The sequence below is a fragment of the Marinicrinis lubricantis genome, assembly GCF_042658665.1.
Classification (GTDB): domain Bacteria; phylum Bacillota; class Bacilli; order Paenibacillales; family KCTC-33676; genus Marinicrinis; species Marinicrinis lubricantis.
The window spans coordinates 18,974-34,414 of the sequence record NZ_JBHSQV010000179.1; the positions used below are offsets into that span (position 1 = coordinate 18,974).

Here is a 15,441-nt window from a genome sequence, read left to right on the forward strand (position 1 = left end):
GAGATTCGTGTGAATTAGCGGGATATAGAGCCTCTTTTGAGGGGCTCTATATCCCTTTCATAAGGAGGTTTGGCGAATGAGAACATATGGATTTGTCTGGGTCATCTTGCTATCGTTGATGCTGGCTGCATGTGGGCCATCCACGACATCTACGGATCAGTCAGGAATCCCCTCAAAGATGTCGGAGCAAGGTATCCGTTCGGAGGATAATTCCGCAGAACAACCAGAGGTGCCAAATCGAGCGGAGGATGAGGATAAAGCGTCAGAGCTGGAACACCCCCCCGAGCAGAAGCCTGCGGTGGCCGGGGAAATGTCAAATGATGAACCGTCGAAGCTGGAGGAGTCGGGTTCTTTATTAGAGCCAACACAGTCAGAGTCGTCACTTCATGCACCGGAGAAGGAACCGGCTTCTGCGAGCCAAGCCATGCCTGAGCAGTCTGCACCGAATGAAACAACCGGAGATACTCCTGCCGAGTCAGAGCGCATCGACCAGGTGAGCTTGATCATACTCGGCTTGGAGGCGGAGGAGTTATTACGGGTGGAAGTTGAATTCGAGAAAGGGGATACCGTTCTCGATATACTAAAAAAGGGAACGAGATCAAGCGAAATGCCGATGGAATACCGAGGCAGCGGTGCATTCTCATATGTGGAGGGCATCAATAATTTGTATGAGTTTGACTACGGACCAACCAGCGGTTGGAAGTATGAAATAAATGGCGAATATATTTCAAAGAGTGCTGGAAGTGCAGAAGTTGAAGTGGGCGATCAGTTGACCTGGTATTATGTGACTGAAGAAGAGGATAGCGAATGAGATCGGATGGCCTTCGGGGAATTCATCCCGCCCCAGCTCTGTTGTATTTTTTAGCTGCAGGGATATGCATTATGCTGTTCAACCATCCTTTCATGGCAGCGTTCATGCTGGGTATGCAAATCCTACTTTCCATTATTTTAGACAAGGGACGTTCCCTGTGGAGACTTCGCTGGGTCATGGTCATCGGATTTGGGTTTGTCGCACTGCTTAATCCGCTGTTCAACCATCGGGGAATGCATATATTATTTTACTTTATGGATCAGCCGATTACCGGGGAGGCCCTATTATATGGTGTGAATCAAGCGATGATGCTGATTTCGCTGATCCTGTTATTCGTTTCATTTCAGACAATTATCGATCCTCCCAAATTTTTAAATTTATTTGCTCGTTTCTCGCCCAAGGCGGCTCTCATCGTTACGATGGCTTTCCGATTCGTTCCACTTTTTCGCAAACGGTTGGAAAACATCTCAATGGTGCAGCGGACGAAAGGGATCACAGTGAGCTCAGGTACTTTGAAGCAGAGGTGGCTGAGCGGAATGAGGCAGCTGGAGACGCTGCTGACGTTGTCAATGGAGGAATCAGTGCAGACCGCAGAGTCGATGGCAGCAAGAGGATACGGCCCGCGTAAGAGAACATCCTATGTCCCCTATCGCTGGAAATTGCAGGATGTTGTATTTGCGTCTGCGGTTTTTGTGCTTTGGATCGCCTGCTTCGGCGGATGGTTCTTAGGCAAAGGTCAGCTGATCATATATCCCAGATTAGAGGAATGGCAGCTGGATTCAGGAGACACGATCATATTGGTGACAGCGGTGCTGCTGCATGCGGTGCCTTTCATTGTAGAAGGAAGGGATTACCTGCTATGGCGTACTTAGAATTTCAAAAACTATCCTTTCGGTATCCAACAGATCAGCGAGATGCTCTGAGCGGTATCGAGATGGAAATCCGTCAGGGGGAATTTATTGTCATATGCGGTCCCTCGGGCAGCGGAAAATCCACTCTGCTGCGCCACCTCAAGCCGGAGCTGACTCCAGCAGGTGATCGTAAGGGAGATGTGCTCTTCAAGGGAAGTTCCCTCTATTCCAGTTCAGGTGCTGAAGCCGGACGTGAAATCGGCATGGTGCTGCAGGAGCCAGACAGTCAAATCGTCTCTGATCAGGTACTGACGGAATTGGTTTTTGGTCTCGAATCTCACGGTATTCCAGATAGTGAGATGCGTCAAAGGATCGCCGAAATTGTTCATTTTTTCGGGATGGAGGATTGGCTTCATCGTTCTACGCATACCCTTTCCGGTGGACAAAAGCAGCTGCTGAATCTCGCTTCTGTGATGGCATTGCAGCCTTCTGTACTTTTGCTCGATGAACCGACCGCCCAATTAGATCCAGTGGCGTCTAGGCAGCTGCTGCAGTGGCTGCAGCGGCTGAATGAGGAATTTGGGATGACGATCGTCATGTGCGAGCATCGATTAGATGAATGTATCCCGCTGGCGGATCGCGTGCTGATGATGCGGAATGGCCATTTGATGATGTCAGCTGCGCCACGAATGTTTCTTCAGCAGTTAAACGAACAGCAGGAGGAGGAACTTCAGCTTTATATGCCGATTCCTTCCCGCCTCTACTATGCGTGTTCAACGGCTGAAGGAGGCACAGCGGACCAGGGCGTCCCACTTACGGTCAAGGAAGGGAAAGGCTGGTTTGAGCAGTGGGACGGTAAGTTTGCTGTGGATCATTCCGAGCTGCAGCAAACTACGGCAGTGGCTGGGGCAAAGTCAGGGAAGCAGCAAGAGGTATTACGGTGCTCTAACGTGTCGTTCAAATATGAAAAGCAGGATCCGTGGGTACTGCAGCAGCTGAATTTGACCTGTACCAAAGATGATTTTATATGTGTGCTCGGGGCGAACGGCTCGGGAAAGTCGACACTGCTGCAGATTCTGGCTGGATTTCGCAGGCCGGTAAATGGCAAGGTTCGATTGCTGGAGAAGGATATATATCGGATGAAGGACAAGGAATTGTATCGCAGGATCGGATATCTGGCGCAAAATCCGCTTCTGCATTTTGTATATGACACGATTGAGGAAGAGCTAGAGCATGCCGCGATTCGCTCAGAGCAGGATCCGAAACACAGTGTGGAGGAATGGCTCAATTTCTTTGGGCTGCAGCCCCTTCGGAAGCAGCATCCCTATGATCTAAGCGGCGGGGAACGCCAAAAGGCAGCTTTAGCCTCCATCATGATAAGTCGTCCGGAAATTTTACTGCTGGATGAGCCGACAAAAGGATTGGACCCGGTATTTAAACAGCAGCTGGGAGAACGGCTCACAGAGATGAGCAGGCAGGGGGTGACGATCGTGATGGTGACTCATGATGTGGAGTTTGCTTCTCAATATGCGAATCGATGTTTGCTCCTGTTTGCGGGAGAAGTCACTTCTCAAGGAACACCGGCAGATTTTTTCAGCCGCCATTACTTCTATACCACTGCGGTCAATCGAATCGTCCGTTCTCAGCTGCCGAATGCCATTACAATGGAGGATGTTCTGCGATGCCGAAGCTGAATCAAACGGCTGTTTGGTCTGTAGTTTTTCTCTTATTTGCTTCGGTCATCGTTTATCATACGATATATCATCCGAGGCAGTACTTGCTGATGAGCTTCATTTTGTGCATTGCGGCAATGCTTCCGTTCTTTATTCGTTTTGAAGCGCGGCATCTTCATGCTAGAGAAGTCGTGCCGATCGCTGTACTGGTTGCACTAGCAGCCGTGAGTCGTGTTCCTTTTAGTGTTCTTCCCAGCGTACAGCCACTGACGTTTATTACCGTGATCTCGGCAGCGGTATTCGGAGCGGAAGTGGGATTTTTAGTCGGAGCGCTGTCTGCGGTCGTCTCTAATATGTTTCTGGGTCAAGGACCTTGGACCATTTGGCAAATGTTCTCCTGGGGGCTCATCGGTTGGGCAGCGGGTTTGCTGCGTCATACTTGGGTGATGCGCAATTACTGGGGGCGAATCTTATTTGGTATCGTAAGCGGAATGGTCTTTGGATGGCTGATGAATTTATCCAGTATATTGGCAATCGCGAGTGAGTGGTCCTGGGAGCTGATTTTAACTACTTATGGAGCAAGTGTGTATTTCGAATTGATGCACGCTGCGGGTAACGTTCTTTTCTTTGCGGTTCTTTCGAATAGTTGGATCAAGGTGCTTCAGAGGTATAAGCAAAAATATCAAGTATTGTAGCATGGATTATTTGAAAAGGAAAAACGAATGAAACAAGGCCGAGCATGCGCCCTAAGCATGCTCGGCCTTGTTTTTATGGCCAACAAAGATAATGACCTTATTCAGGTGTGAGCTATTATCAGAGCAGCTATTGCAGCGTATGATTAAAAAAATCGGGATGCTGCAATGGAATGAAACCAGTGAAATGGCCCATAAGCGGGGTGAAACCATGCCCTGTGTTTAACGCTGCAGTTTAGCCGAATACGTTTAGTAGGGCATGTGTTTTAGATGTAAGCAAATCTTAAAATAATGACAAGCAGTACGAACAGAACTAAGACGAATGCCGCATTCGGCACACCATGAACGGGGTAATGCGGTAGAGGAGCCGGGTTGGCGTGGCAATGACAGTCATGATGAGAACCCATCGTATATGCGGGAGCTTGATTCGCCGTGTAAGCCGGCATTTGCATGTTCGGCAGATGGTGCAAATGATCCATGAGATTCATCCTCCTCCAAATGTCTACTCTCATGGATAGTGTATGCAGGCGGACAGATGTGGACTGGGTAGATGTCATGCCGCCCGCGGAATGTGCAGGAGCACAGACCCAGGCTCTCAAGATGCCGCTGTATGGTTCCGGAAAGCCTTCAGCTTCCGATGAACCCAATATAGATTGATGAGGAGCATCACTGCACCAACTGCGAAAATACCTCGAATCGTAATCCAACCGACTAAAAAACCGCCTAAAGTCGGCCCAACCAGATTGCCTAACGCGAGAAAGCTGGAATTAAAACTATAGGCACGGCCCTCCATACCTTCCGGTGTATGTTTACGGATCAGTGCATTGACGGAAGGGATCATTCCCCCCATGAAGATGCCGAATAAAAATCTAGCGATCAGCAGCTGCCAGTAATTCTGCACGAAGATTTGCGGAATAAAAGTGATCGCTGCACCGAGGAGAGAGACTTTCAATACCATCTCGGATCCTTTGCGGTCACCAATTCTCCCCAGCAGGGGGGAAGCAATCATATTCGATATTCCCATAACAGAGCCGACGAAACCAGACAGGAAAGCGAGATTCTCTACATTACCCACTAAGTGCTGGACGAACAGAGTAATCTGCGGCATAGAGCTCATGAGAGCAAATTGAATCATGAACGTAACGGCAAAAAGAGCAGGAAGCTGCGGGATGGCACGCAATTGGCGGAATCCCTGCAGAACACTAAGATCGTTCTGTTTTGAGGCTTCCTTCCGGTTGAACTGCTCTTGAACGAAAAACCATGCGAAGACAGTGGCTAAGAACATCAGTGACCCAGTGATATAAAAAATCATTCGAAATCCGAACAGGTCTGCCATCACGCCTCCGATCAACGGTCCCATAATCGTTCCGGCAATGGCACCAGACTGGAGCGAGCCCATTGCGACACCAATGCGTTCCTTCGGCGTATTCGCGGATACGAGGGAGGTGGCAGCAGGGACAAAGCCTGAGATAAGCCCATTCATCATTCTAAGCAGTAGAAGATGCAGCGGGGTTTGAGAAAATCCCATTAACGTCATAACGATCGCCATGCCGAGACCGGAGCGGATGACCATCATTTTTCGTCCGTACCGATCAGCAATCTTGCCCCAGATGGGTTGAGCTATAAAGGAAGTGAGAAAATTAGCAGCAAAAATAATGCCTGCCCATACAGAAGCTTCTTCTGAGTTCATCACACCCAGTTCCTGTATATATAGCGGCAAAAAAGGGATGATCATCGTCATCCCGCTCATGACTAAAAATTGTCCGAACCAAAGTACAATCAAATTGATTTTCCAACGATTCAAAGGTTTCCCTTCTTTCTTGGCAATGCGTTTCCATTCCGGCAGCGTCTCTGAAGCAGAAATGCGCACATCGAACGAGAAGGGGATCTGCTCCAGGGTGCTTGCTTGGATAGGCTATAATAGGATACCGCTCTGGAAGCGGCAGATATTTCTGTTTCTCGCCGCTTCCAGAGGGTGAAAGAGATGGTATCCAGTCTTTTAAGTATATCACTTTGTGAAGGAAAAGCCAGTGAACCGTAATGGTTATTGAATGTATTCCTCGATCAGCTTAACGAGCAGATCGTTCAAATACTCGACCTCGTACATGCCAACAGATGCTTCCAAATGATCTCCGCCAATGCCGGAGTGATCGGTTAGAAAGACGTAGCTGCCGCCTGTGATTTGTGCGATCGAACGCAGTAGAAACTCTGTTTCTTGATCGATCCCGCTTGAAGCAACGGGAATAATTCGAATCCCTTTTTCCGCTGCGGATGACAGAGCTTGGTGCAGCTCCTCGATGTTTTCGTCTGTTCGATGAGGAGGTGCATCGAGAACGAGGAACAGCAGACGAGCTGCAGCTTCCTCGCTCCATTCGTGTTCTTCAATCGCATTGAGCAGCGCTTCCTCTACTGCTTCTTCATAGTCACCGCCGCCATTCGCTTTTTGCTGGCGAATCAGTTCCACGGAAGTCCGGACGCTTTCGGCAAAAGGGAAAGACTTGATGACATAATCATCCCCGTGATCACGATAAAAATTGACACTGGTGCGAATGGCAAGCTCCTGATTGTACGTTTGCTGCACCCGTTCCACGACATCCTCCAGTTCGGTTTTCAAATATTCCAGCTCATCTCCCATCGAACCTGTCGTATCGACGACAAACATGAGATCGACACGCTTGGATTTGCTTGGGGCTTCATCCTCCCATTCGATATTCAGCTCCGTATTTGAATCGATCTCAACATTCTCAAACTGCTTCTCATCGTCCCTATATTGTACAATGACTTGAAATAAAGCATTTTCCTGAGATTCTTGGTTTAGATCGTGTGAAAAAAGAAACACATAGGCATCTCCGTTATGATCTGTTTTAGAGATCCATTCCCTTTGACTGCTGTCTCTGACCGTTACCGATATTTCTCGTAACGGATCGCCGTTTTTGGTCACATGCACTTTCAAAAGCTGCCGAGTGTATAAGGACCATTGTTCCTGATAACTGTCCCACTGCTTCTCATTCATATGGCTCAGCCAATCCTCCCGCTGCGCTAAATCGTTCCAGCGACCTGCAGTCAGCTGACCGGGCTGGTCGGAAGATGGAGGCACATATTCCACGTTCTCGTCTGCACTAGGTTTTTCTTCGGATACTTCTGGCTCTCCCGCATGGTTATCCGCAGAAGACGATTCGGAGCCCGCCGCATTCGGCGCTTCATTGCTCCTCGAGGTATCTTCGGTGTTGTTGCCTGAGCTGCTGCAAGCAGCAAGCATGAGACACAGCAGGAAGACGACACCCCCCCACAACATTTGATTTGGCCAGAAGCGCCTATTATTTTTTTTACGGCCCATGGCAAATCCCCCTTTATAAATATTTGTTTGTCATACTCACATATATGGACGTCTGATTGACAATATTTGTTTCAGATTATAAAGAAATGGACGAGCCCAAATGCGGCATAGAAGATGCATAATTAGCCCAGAATAGGGAAATGTATAATGGTGTGAATTTCCAATACTGAATCTTAAATTGACAAAGGAGTGTATACCATGCCATTTGGAGCCCACGAGACGATGGAAGTCCATGAGATGTTGAATGAGAAAATAAACTTGATCAATCATTTTCAGTTGTATGCACAGCAGTGCCAAAGCTCGCAGCTCAAGGATATGATTCATCGCCATTTGCAAACGGCCATTCAAGCGTATGACCAGCTTGTAAGGTACACGCACGATTATCAAACAGCGCAAGGGATGAGCACACAGACAGGGATTTCGAATATTCAGCCGCAGCAAATTCAATACGGCTTGAATAATCCTCCGCAGCTGATGCCACAAATGCAGCAGATGTCGAAATCCATGGATGATCAGCAAATCGCAATGGCTGTTCTAAGCTGTCACAAAAATTCGGCTAAAAATCACATGCAGGCAGCTGTAGAATGTGCTGATCCGAATGTAAGGCAGATGCTGGTAAACGGCTCCGTAACTTGCTCGAATCAAGCATATGAGGTCTTCACGTATATGAACCAGCAGGGACTGTACCAAGTGCCGACATTAAAAGACCACACCGCCAAAACATATCTCCATGCTTATCAGCCGGTACAGCAGGAGATGCCGCAATCCATGCAGCAAGGAATGACACAGGGAATGCAGCAGCCTGCGATGCAGCAAATGTACCATCAGTAATAAGGAATCAAACATAGATGGCAGTGGATCTGCTGTTTCGAAACAAAGACGAGGCATCCCGCGCAGGGATACCTCGTCTTATTGTTTCTTAATTCGATTTTATAGGGCCATTTTCATTTGCAGAAGCATTCCACTTCAACGTTGCCGCACTGCCAGACGGTATGGTATACGTAAATGAGCTGTTCTCCGTGCGTACTTGAAAAGAGAGGATCTCCGGATCCCGCGGGACGTAAATAGTTATACCTATTCAATTCAGGGGCTTGTTTTTTGGGGGTGCTTCGAAAAAAGTATTTTGGATAGAAACAGAATGCGTCACAAATGTACAAGCAGGCGGCGAACATCTATGCTGAAGCGATGATTGTGGTACAATATGGCTATCCCCCTATAAAGGAGCTGGTAAGTTATGAAAAGGGTTCATCCTTATACCTTGGAGCACACCTTAGATAGGGAACGCATCATTGTCATTGCCAGAGGCGTTCACCCTGAACGCATTTTACATACGGCGGAGGCGCTGCTTGAAGGCGGAATTCATACACTGGAAGTGACATTGAATTCCGAGGATGCGCTTCGAAGCATTCGGATGCTCTCCAAGACCTTCCAGGGTCAGATGCATATCGGCGCAGGTACGGTTCTGGATCACGATGATTTTCTTCATGCCGTAGAAGCCGGTGCCGAGTTTATCGTAACGCCGAATGTGGATGAAGAGGTGATCCACGCCGCCGTAAAGGAAGATCTTCCGATTTTCCCGGGCGCGGCTACGCCAACGGAAATCGTCAAGTCTTGGAAGGCTGGAGCGACAGCGGTCAAGCTGTTCCCGAACTTCGGGTGTTCCTACATTAAAGAACTGCAAGGACCGTTCTCCCACATTCCACTGATCGCGCTGGGCGGTGTGGACGCGGAGAATATAGCTGATTATTTAAGGCACCGTGTCTTTGCGGTGGGCATCGGAGGTTATCTCATCGACCTGGCTGCGATAGAAAAAGGTCAATATCAAGTCATTAAAGAGCGGGCACAGAGGTTGATTGAGATCGTTGAACAGTATAGGCTGAGCAGTTCATAATTGCAGGAGGAGAACAATTTGATTTCGAGGAAGGAAAAGCATCAAGCGAATAGACAGCGGTCGAAGCAGCGAAGAAAGAAAGAACTCATGCGTATATTTATACCAATTCTATTTTTAGCTGTCATCGGCGGCGGGGCCGCCTTGATGATGAATCTTGATTCTAATGATGAGAAGGATATGGCCTTGCCGTCTAAAGGTGGATATGAATCATCCGTGGAAGATGAGCCGCCTGCTGCATCTCCCGATGATGCTGTGAATGACACAGGGAATGAAGGCAGGGCTCCGGCTGATGGCACAGAAGATGAAGCAAAGGGTACAGAAGATCGTGAAGAACCATCGGAGGACGCTGACCCTGAGAAGGTTCCCGACAGAGGAGAACCTACCGGCTCAGGCGGATCATCCGTTTCGATCTCTTTTGTTGGGGATGTGATGTTTTCCGGCAAGGTAGAGCCCATCATGGAGGAGTACGGCTACGATTATCCGTATTCGAGGCTGGGAGACAGCTTGTCTTGTGCCGACATTACGGTAGCAAACTTGGAGACGCCGATCAGCTTGCGAGGGGAGCCGATCGAAGAAAAGGAATGGGTGTACCGCTCCAGCCCGGATGCGCTGCCTGCGCTGGCTGAAGCAGGCGTCGATTTGGTGAATCTAGCAAATAATCATATTCTCGATTATGGATGGGATGCCTTCTATGATACATTCGATTATTTAAATGAGAGCGGCATTGAATACGTAGGCGCGGGAAAAAATGAGGCTGAGGCCTACCAGTATAAAGTGATAGAGCAAAATGGAATTAAAGTCGCCTTTCTAGGTTTCAGCCGTGTCGTGCCGGAAGGTTCGTGGAAAGCAGGGCCTGAAAAGCCGGGAGTTGCGGAAACATATGATTATACAAGACCGGTGCAGGCGATTGAAAAAGCCGAGAAGGAAGCTGACGTTGTAGTCGTCTTGACGCACTGGGGGGATGAACGGTCAGATCTGCCCAACGAGATCCAGTCGGAGTTATCCCATAGATACATCGATGCGGGGGCAGATCTTGTGGTCGGCGGACATCCGCATGTCCTCCAGGGGTTTGAGCCGTATGAAGGCAAGTGGATTGCATACAGTCTCGGCAATTTTATTTTTACGACGAATACGGTGGAGAAAACTTGGGAGACGGTGATTTTGAACGCGGAATGCAGTAAGACAGGGGACTGCAGCTTGAGCGTTCAACCGATATTAACCAAATTTGCGCTGCCGACACCGATGGAACCGGATGCCGCTAAACAGCTGCTTGAACGCCTTAGCTCCATCTCGATTGGAGCTGAAGTGGATGAGCAGGGGGATGTCCGATTGAAGGAAGAACAGCCTTAACAGAGTAAAGGAGATTCTCTATGAAACGTTTTGAAGACACAGACATTCGTAATATTTATTGTGTCGGCCGCAATTATAAGCTTCATGCGGAGGAGCTCGGCAATGCGATTCCCAAGCAGCCGATGATCTTTACGAAGCCGACGCATGACTGGCACGTTATCGGCGAGCAGCAGCAGGTGGCTCTGCCTATGGATCGAGGCGCTTTGCATTATGAAGCTGAGGTCGTATTTTATGTTGGACAGCGATATGAGGCAGGCATGAAGGCCGAAGAACTGCTGAAGGCGATGGCGCTTGGAATTGATTTGACCTTAAGAGATGTGCAGCAGGTATGCAAGGAGAAGGGCCATCCGTGGCTTTCTGCGAAGGGCTTTCGTCGTTCGGCGCTGATCACTGCCTTTACGGAACAGATCGATTGGAAGACCGTGGAGAACACACCCTTTCGCATGCTGAAGAACGGTCAGGAAGTTCAAAGCGGCAGACTGTCTGAGACGATATTCTCTGTGCAGCAAATTGTAGATTTCATCGGAGCGCATTTTGGTCTAGGACAAGGCGATGTCATCTATACGGGTACGCCCGCTGGAGTCGGGGAAGTGAGTGAAGGAGACGAATTCGAGCTGCAGTGGAACGGAGAACGATGGGGGCAATTTAAAGCTGCGAGAGCATGAAGGTTAACAGGAAAACCTCCGTACGGTCATATCATAGAGAGGTTGATAGGTCATGGGAGTTCATTGGATCGACTGGATACTGGGGATACTGCTCAATGGTGCAGCAGCCGGCGCCGCATACGAGAAACGTATGCTCACAGCTAGCGGTGCTGCAGCGGCGACCGTTGTTGGTGGCGTAATATTTGCATTAGGAGACGCATCATGGTACGTCACCTTGTTGGCTTTTTTCATTTCATCCAGTCTTTTGTCCAAATGGAAAAAGAGGAAAAAAGCAGCATTGGAACAAGAGTACGAAAAGGGTTCGACCCGGGACAGCGGTCAGGTGCTCGCTAATGGAGGCGCAGCCGCTGCAGCATGTATCGGTTTTGCGCTGACTTCTTCCCCGGTGTGGGCGGCGGCATTCCTTGGGGCGATGGCTTCCGTCAATGGTGATACTTGGGCGACGGAGGTCGGTGCTTTGAGCCGCACGCAGCCGCGCCACATATTGAGCGGCAAGCGTTTAACGGCGGGGACTTCAGGAGGGATTACTCCTCTTGGAACGTTTGCTTCGTTGTTGGGCAGCTTATTTATGGGGTTCTGTTTTGCGGCGATTGCCAGCATGATCGGCGATTCGCCGATCCATCCGCTATGGGCTATGATCTTAGCCGGAGCGGGAGGAATGGCGGGTTCACTGTTCGATTCATTATTGGGAGCCACACTGCAAAGAATGTATACGTGCCGTGTTTGCGGCAATACAATTGAAAAGGCAGTACATTGCGGTGAATCCGCTCAGCCCTCCAGAGGATGGAATTGGATGAATAACGATGCGGTCAATTTCATCAGCTCGTGCGTTGGGGCTGCCATTGCAGTATTAATTTTTTGGATAAGCAGGTGATCATCATGCAGCAGGAAACGATGGATTTGTTCCGTAAACTGACGGAAATGCCCGCGGTCTCCGGTTTTGAGAAGGAGCTGCGTCATTTTGTTCGAGGGGAAATGGAGAAATACACGAAGGAAATTGTGCAGGATCGTTTGGGAAGTATCTTTGGAGTCCTGAGAGGGGATGAGCAAGGACCTAAGATTATGGTAGCAGGCCATCTCGACGAAGTCGGCATGATGGTATCGCAGATTACGGACAATGGCATGCTTCGCTTTGAAACGATTGGAGGCTGGTGGAGCCAGGTACTCCTTGCGCAGCGGGTGCAGGTGATAACACCGGAAGGACCGATTGACGGTGTAGTCGGCTCCATTCCGCCGCATTTGTTAACGGATGCACAGCGAAAAGCGCCGATGGAAGTAGGAAAGATGCTGATCGATATCGGTGCCGAAAGCAGAGAGGAGGCCCTCAGCTGGGGAGTGCGCCCCGGTCTGCAAATCGTACCGGTGTGCCCTTTCACCCCGCTGAAAGGCGGCAAAAAAATAATGGCTAAGGCATGGGACAATCGATACGGCGTCGGTCTCTCCTTAGAGCTTCTCAAGGAAATCCATCGGGATCCGCTGCCGAATGTTGTGTATGCCGGCGCTACGGTTCAAGAGGAAGTAGGGCTTCGTGGTGCAGAGACGGCAGCGAATTTGATCGATCCGGATCTATTCTTCGCACTGGATGCCAGCCCGGCGAATGATGCCTCCGGCGACAAATCGGCATTTGGCCAACTGGGAAAGGGAACGCTGCTTCGCATTCATGATCGGACGATGGTGACGCATCGGGGCATGGTGGAGTTCATTTTGGATATGGCGGAAAAGCATCGCATTCCTTATCAATACTATATTTCCCCCGGGGGAACTGACGCAGGCAAAGTGCATTTGCACGGACGCGGCGTGCCATCTGCGGTCATCGGGATATGTGCTCGCTACATTCACACCTCCAGCTCGATAATGCACGTAGATGACTATGCTGCGGCCAAGGAGCTGCTGATTCGTCTCGTGAGAGCTGCCGACCGTACAACGCTGAATACGATTCTGGAGAACGGCTGAGCATGAGAAAAGGGATGTCCGAATTTGATCGGACATCCCTTTGTTGTGAAGAAAGCGAGTATGGAAAGTCGAAGTATTTGAAACGGGTGGGCTATACCTTCGGTCTCCCGTTGAAACCGTGTTCTTCGGATCAAATCATTAGGTTATAACACGGTTTCAAATCACTGACTTTCCAAGCTTTCTTGTTTATTAAGGGATGTCCAGATATGACGGACATCCCTTTCATATTTCAGCGCTCTATGGCTCGATCGCGTATGCAGCAAGCAGCACCGCCGTCGATTCGATCGCCTGCAAGTGCGTTCTTTCGGTTGCGTGCGACGCTTGCACACCCGGACCGATGAGCGCCGCGCGAATATCGTTGCCGCCGCTTAAAGCAGCGGAGGCATCGGAGCCGTAATGAGGGTAGATATCGACCGCATAGCTTAGCTGATGGGCTTTAGCCAGTTTAATCAGCTTGGACACCATGTCGTAATCATACGGACCGGATGAATCTTTGGCGCAGATCGATACGTCCAGCTCGGTGCACGTCAAATCTTCTCCGATGACGCCCATGTCTACGGCGATCATTTCAACTACATCGGAAGGAATGAAGGCTGATCCGTGACCGATCTCCTCATAGGTCGAAAAGAACAGCTTCAACGTTCGGGCCGGTTGCAGAGCTTCTCTTCGAAACAGCTCCAGCAGCGCCAGAAGCGCAGCAACACTGGCTTTGTCGTCCAGATGTCTCGATTTCACATAGCCGCTCTCTAAGATCACCGCTCTCGGTTCGAACGATATGAAGTCGCCTGGACGAATTCCCAGACCTTCGACGTCTTCCTTCGTTTTTACCATCTCATCGATGCGAACTTCCATATTTTCTTCTTTGCGTTCCATTTCTCGAGCTTCCCGAGTGGCATGTACCGAAGGCTTGCACAGTGTGATCGTCCCGGTGTATTCTCTTCCGTCTCTCGTGTGGATACGGCAATATTCTCCTTCAATGGAATGCATGGTAAATCCGCCGACAGGCGTAAATCTTAGACGACCATCCGATTTGATGGAACGGACCATTGCCCCTAATGTATCGACGTGCGCAGAATACAGCAGTGTGCCGTCGTCACATTTCCCAGGGATCGTCACCATCCCGTTGCCTTTATTCGTATACTCCATCGTGAATCCTAAGTCCTGTACCTGTTTCTCGAGCCATTTCATAATATCTCGGGTATAGCCGGTAGGACTCGGTGTATTCAATAGAGTCAGCAAAGTTGTTTTCAAATACTCCATATCGAAACGGTAGCTCATCTGTCAAATCCTCCTGTAGTAATCGACCTTGTCTTTACATTTCTTCGCCGGCAGCATAAGAGAACTTATCGCCAATTTCAATCCTTCGAGGATAAGCGATCGGTACGCCCAATACCTTCAGCTGTCTGATCAGTTCTTTGCGAATTTCCTTGCAGGCCGTCCAATAATGGACATCCTTCACCAGACTGACTACAGTATATTTTGCCCCTAACGCTTGATTTTCCACATCGGTCAGTCCATACAGCTGCGGCGGTTCAATGGCCTGTTCTTTATCATCCAAAAGAAATAGATGCTTATGCTTCGTTACCATCTGAGCGGACATTTGGTGTACCGCTTGTTCTACATCTGCTGGGTCCGTTTCGTATGGGACGGTAATGTTGACGATAGCTCTCATCCGCTCTCGATTGTAGTTTTGACTGATGCGGATTTCGGAGTTTTGAATGACAACGACATGCTGTGCCCAAGTACGGATTTTGGTTGCTCGGAGCCCTACCTCGACGACGGTGCCGTTAATCTCTCCATTATTGATCGTAACGTAATCGCCGACGGAAAATTGATCCTCGAAAATAATAAAGAAGCCGGTGATTAAATCCTTGACGAGAGTTTGTGCCCCAAAGCCGATGGCCAGTCCGACAACTCCGGCACCCGCAATAATCGGAGCGACCTCTACACCAATATTGCTGAGAATCATGAGTGATGAAATGATGAACAGCACATATTTGGTCAAAGACATGAGCAGCGTCTCCAACGTTTCGATTTGTTTTTTCTCCATACGAGTCAGACGAAAGACGCGCTGAATGAGCACTCTGCGCAGCTTCAATAAAACCCACGTCATGACTAGAATAATCATAATGGAAGTAATGGATTTCGTGCTGCTCTTTAAAAGATCGAACCAGAACGGCCACTGCAGCCATTCGTATTTTTCTAAGAAAGTTTGCAT

General features: G+C 49.2%; 15 protein-coding genes. 10 read left to right on the forward strand and 5 right to left on the reverse strand.

The window, feature by feature from the left end; all coding sequences use genetic code 11:
• The first annotated feature begins 76 nt into the window (after positions 1 to 76).
• Genes ACFPXP_RS17910 through ACFPXP_RS17925 form a run of 4 tightly spaced genes read left to right on the forward strand, consistent with a single transcriptional unit; the run spans position 77 to position 4,030 of the window.
• Positions 77 to 811, forward strand: a complete 735-nt coding sequence (locus tag ACFPXP_RS17910) for a DUF4430 domain-containing protein (RefSeq protein ID WP_379895747.1) — start codon at positions 77 to 79, stop codon at positions 809 to 811.
• On the forward strand, positions 808 to 1,683 hold the full coding sequence (locus ACFPXP_RS17915) for an energy-coupling factor transporter transmembrane component T (RefSeq protein ID WP_379895748.1): 876 nt from the start codon (positions 808 to 810) through the stop codon (positions 1,681 to 1,683). The genes ACFPXP_RS17910 and ACFPXP_RS17915 overlap by 4 nt, the downstream gene beginning before the upstream one ends.
• Positions 1,671 to 3,356 carry an ABC transporter ATP-binding protein gene (locus ACFPXP_RS17920; RefSeq protein WP_379895749.1) on the forward strand — a complete coding sequence of 562 codons (1,686 nt, stop codon included), beginning with the start codon at positions 1,671 to 1,673 and terminating at the stop codon, positions 3,354 to 3,356. The genes ACFPXP_RS17915 and ACFPXP_RS17920 overlap by 13 nt, the downstream gene beginning before the upstream one ends.
• A complete protein-coding gene (locus ACFPXP_RS17925) occupies positions 3,344 to 4,030 on the forward strand; it encodes an ECF transporter S component (protein ID WP_379895750.1) in 687 nt (228 codons plus the stop codon). The genes ACFPXP_RS17920 and ACFPXP_RS17925 overlap by 13 nt, the downstream gene beginning before the upstream one ends.
• Positions 4,031 to 4,293: 263 nt before the next feature.
• On the opposite strand, the gene ACFPXP_RS17930 is transcribed toward ACFPXP_RS17925, so the two are convergent.
• From ACFPXP_RS17930 to ACFPXP_RS17940, 3 genes are all read right to left on the reverse strand, one after another.
• Positions 4,294 to 4,506 (reverse strand): hypothetical protein, encoded by a 213-nt coding sequence (locus ACFPXP_RS17930; RefSeq protein ID WP_379895751.1) that lies wholly within the window; start codon positions 4,504 to 4,506, stop codon positions 4,294 to 4,296.
• Positions 4,507 to 4,622: 116 nt separating this feature from the next.
• Entirely contained in the window at positions 4,623 to 5,831 is a 1,209-nt protein-coding gene (locus ACFPXP_RS17935; protein WP_379895752.1) for an MFS transporter, read from the reverse strand.
• 240 nt (positions 5,832 to 6,071) lie between these two features.
• Positions 6,072 to 7,364, reverse strand: a complete 1,293-nt coding sequence (locus ACFPXP_RS17940) for a vWA domain-containing protein (RefSeq protein WP_379895753.1) — start codon at positions 7,362 to 7,364, stop codon at positions 6,072 to 6,074.
• A gap of 198 nt (positions 7,365 to 7,562) precedes the next feature.
• Here ACFPXP_RS17940 and ACFPXP_RS17945 point away from each other — a divergent pair, with 198 nt between their 5' ends.
• From ACFPXP_RS17945 to ACFPXP_RS17970, 6 genes are all read left to right on the forward strand, one after another.
• Positions 7,563 to 8,195: a spore coat protein gene (locus tag ACFPXP_RS17945; RefSeq protein WP_379895754.1), complete on the forward strand. Its 633-nt coding sequence runs from the start codon at positions 7,563 to 7,565 to the stop codon at positions 8,193 to 8,195.
• Between the two features lie 403 nt (positions 8,196 to 8,598).
• Positions 8,599 to 9,255 carry a bifunctional 4-hydroxy-2-oxoglutarate aldolase/2-dehydro-3-deoxy-phosphogluconate aldolase gene (locus ACFPXP_RS17950; protein WP_379895755.1) on the forward strand — a complete coding sequence of 219 codons (657 nt, stop codon included), beginning with the start codon at positions 8,599 to 8,601 and terminating at the stop codon, positions 9,253 to 9,255.
• A gap of 18 nt (positions 9,256 to 9,273) precedes the next feature.
• Positions 9,274 to 10,605, forward strand: coding sequence for a CapA family protein (locus ACFPXP_RS17955; protein ID WP_379895756.1), 1,332 nt, complete (start codon positions 9,274 to 9,276; stop codon positions 10,603 to 10,605).
• A 20-nt stretch (positions 10,606 to 10,625) separates the two neighbouring features.
• The gene (locus tag ACFPXP_RS17960) at positions 10,626 to 11,270 is read left to right on the forward strand and encodes a fumarylacetoacetate hydrolase family protein (protein ID WP_379895757.1); all 645 of its coding nucleotides are present in this window, start codon (positions 10,626 to 10,628) and stop codon (positions 11,268 to 11,270) included.
• Positions 11,271 to 11,322: 52 nt separating this feature from the next.
• Positions 11,323 to 12,144, forward strand: coding sequence for a DUF92 domain-containing protein (locus ACFPXP_RS17965; RefSeq protein ID WP_379895758.1), 822 nt, complete (start codon positions 11,323 to 11,325; stop codon positions 12,142 to 12,144).
• Between the two features lie 5 nt (positions 12,145 to 12,149).
• On the forward strand, positions 12,150 to 13,223 hold the full coding sequence (locus ACFPXP_RS17970) for a M42 family metallopeptidase (RefSeq protein WP_379895759.1): 1,074 nt from the start codon (positions 12,150 to 12,152) through the stop codon (positions 13,221 to 13,223).
• 237 nt (positions 13,224 to 13,460) lie between these two features.
• Here ACFPXP_RS17970 and ACFPXP_RS17975 read toward each other — a convergent pair whose 3' ends face one another.
• Both ACFPXP_RS17975 and ACFPXP_RS17980 read right to left on the reverse strand, forming a co-directional pair.
• The gene (locus ACFPXP_RS17975; RefSeq protein ID WP_379895760.1) at positions 13,461 to 14,501 is read right to left on the reverse strand and encodes a M42 family metallopeptidase; all 1,041 of its coding nucleotides are present in this window, start codon (positions 14,499 to 14,501) and stop codon (positions 13,461 to 13,463) included.
• A 34-nt stretch (positions 14,502 to 14,535) separates the two neighbouring features.
• Positions 14,536 to 15,441, reverse strand: a complete 906-nt coding sequence (locus ACFPXP_RS17980; RefSeq protein ID WP_379895761.1) for a mechanosensitive ion channel family protein — start codon at positions 15,439 to 15,441, stop codon at positions 14,536 to 14,538.

Excerpts from the sequence above, each read along its gene's own strand:
- ACFPXP_RS17970 (WP_379895759.1), top strand. The coding sequence starts at position 12,150 with ATGCAGCAGGAAACGATGGATTTGTTCCGTAAACTGACGGAAATGCCC.
- ACFPXP_RS17940 (WP_379895753.1), bottom strand. The coding sequence starts at position 7,364 with ATGGGCCGTAAAAAAAATAATAGGCGCTTCTGGCCAAATCAAATGTTG.
- ACFPXP_RS17950 (WP_379895755.1), top strand. The coding sequence starts at position 8,599 with ATGAAAAGGGTTCATCCTTATACCTTGGAGCACACCTTAGATAGGGAA.
- ACFPXP_RS17960 (WP_379895757.1), top strand. The coding sequence starts at position 10,626 with ATGAAACGTTTTGAAGACACAGACATTCGTAATATTTATTGTGTCGGC.
- ACFPXP_RS17945 (WP_379895754.1), top strand. The coding sequence starts at position 7,563 with ATGCCATTTGGAGCCCACGAGACGATGGAAGTCCATGAGATGTTGAAT.
- ACFPXP_RS17965 (WP_379895758.1), top strand. The coding sequence starts at position 11,323 with ATGGGAGTTCATTGGATCGACTGGATACTGGGGATACTGCTCAATGGT.
- ACFPXP_RS17975 (WP_379895760.1), bottom strand. The coding sequence starts at position 14,501 with ATGAGCTACCGTTTCGATATGGAGTATTTGAAAACAACTTTGCTGACT.
- ACFPXP_RS17915 (WP_379895748.1), top strand. The coding sequence starts at position 808 with ATGAGATCGGATGGCCTTCGGGGAATTCATCCCGCCCCAGCTCTGTTG.
- ACFPXP_RS17920 (WP_379895749.1), top strand. The coding sequence starts at position 1,671 with ATGGCGTACTTAGAATTTCAAAAACTATCCTTTCGGTATCCAACAGAT.
- ACFPXP_RS17930 (WP_379895751.1), bottom strand. The coding sequence starts at position 4,506 with ATGGATCATTTGCACCATCTGCCGAACATGCAAATGCCGGCTTACACG.
- ACFPXP_RS17910 (WP_379895747.1), top strand. The coding sequence starts at position 77 with ATGAGAACATATGGATTTGTCTGGGTCATCTTGCTATCGTTGATGCTG.
- ACFPXP_RS17980 (WP_379895761.1), bottom strand. The coding sequence starts at position 15,441 with ATGCAAACTTTCTTAGAAAAATACGAATGGCTGCAGTGGCCGTTCTGG.
- ACFPXP_RS17925 (WP_379895750.1), top strand. The coding sequence starts at position 3,344 with ATGCCGAAGCTGAATCAAACGGCTGTTTGGTCTGTAGTTTTTCTCTTA.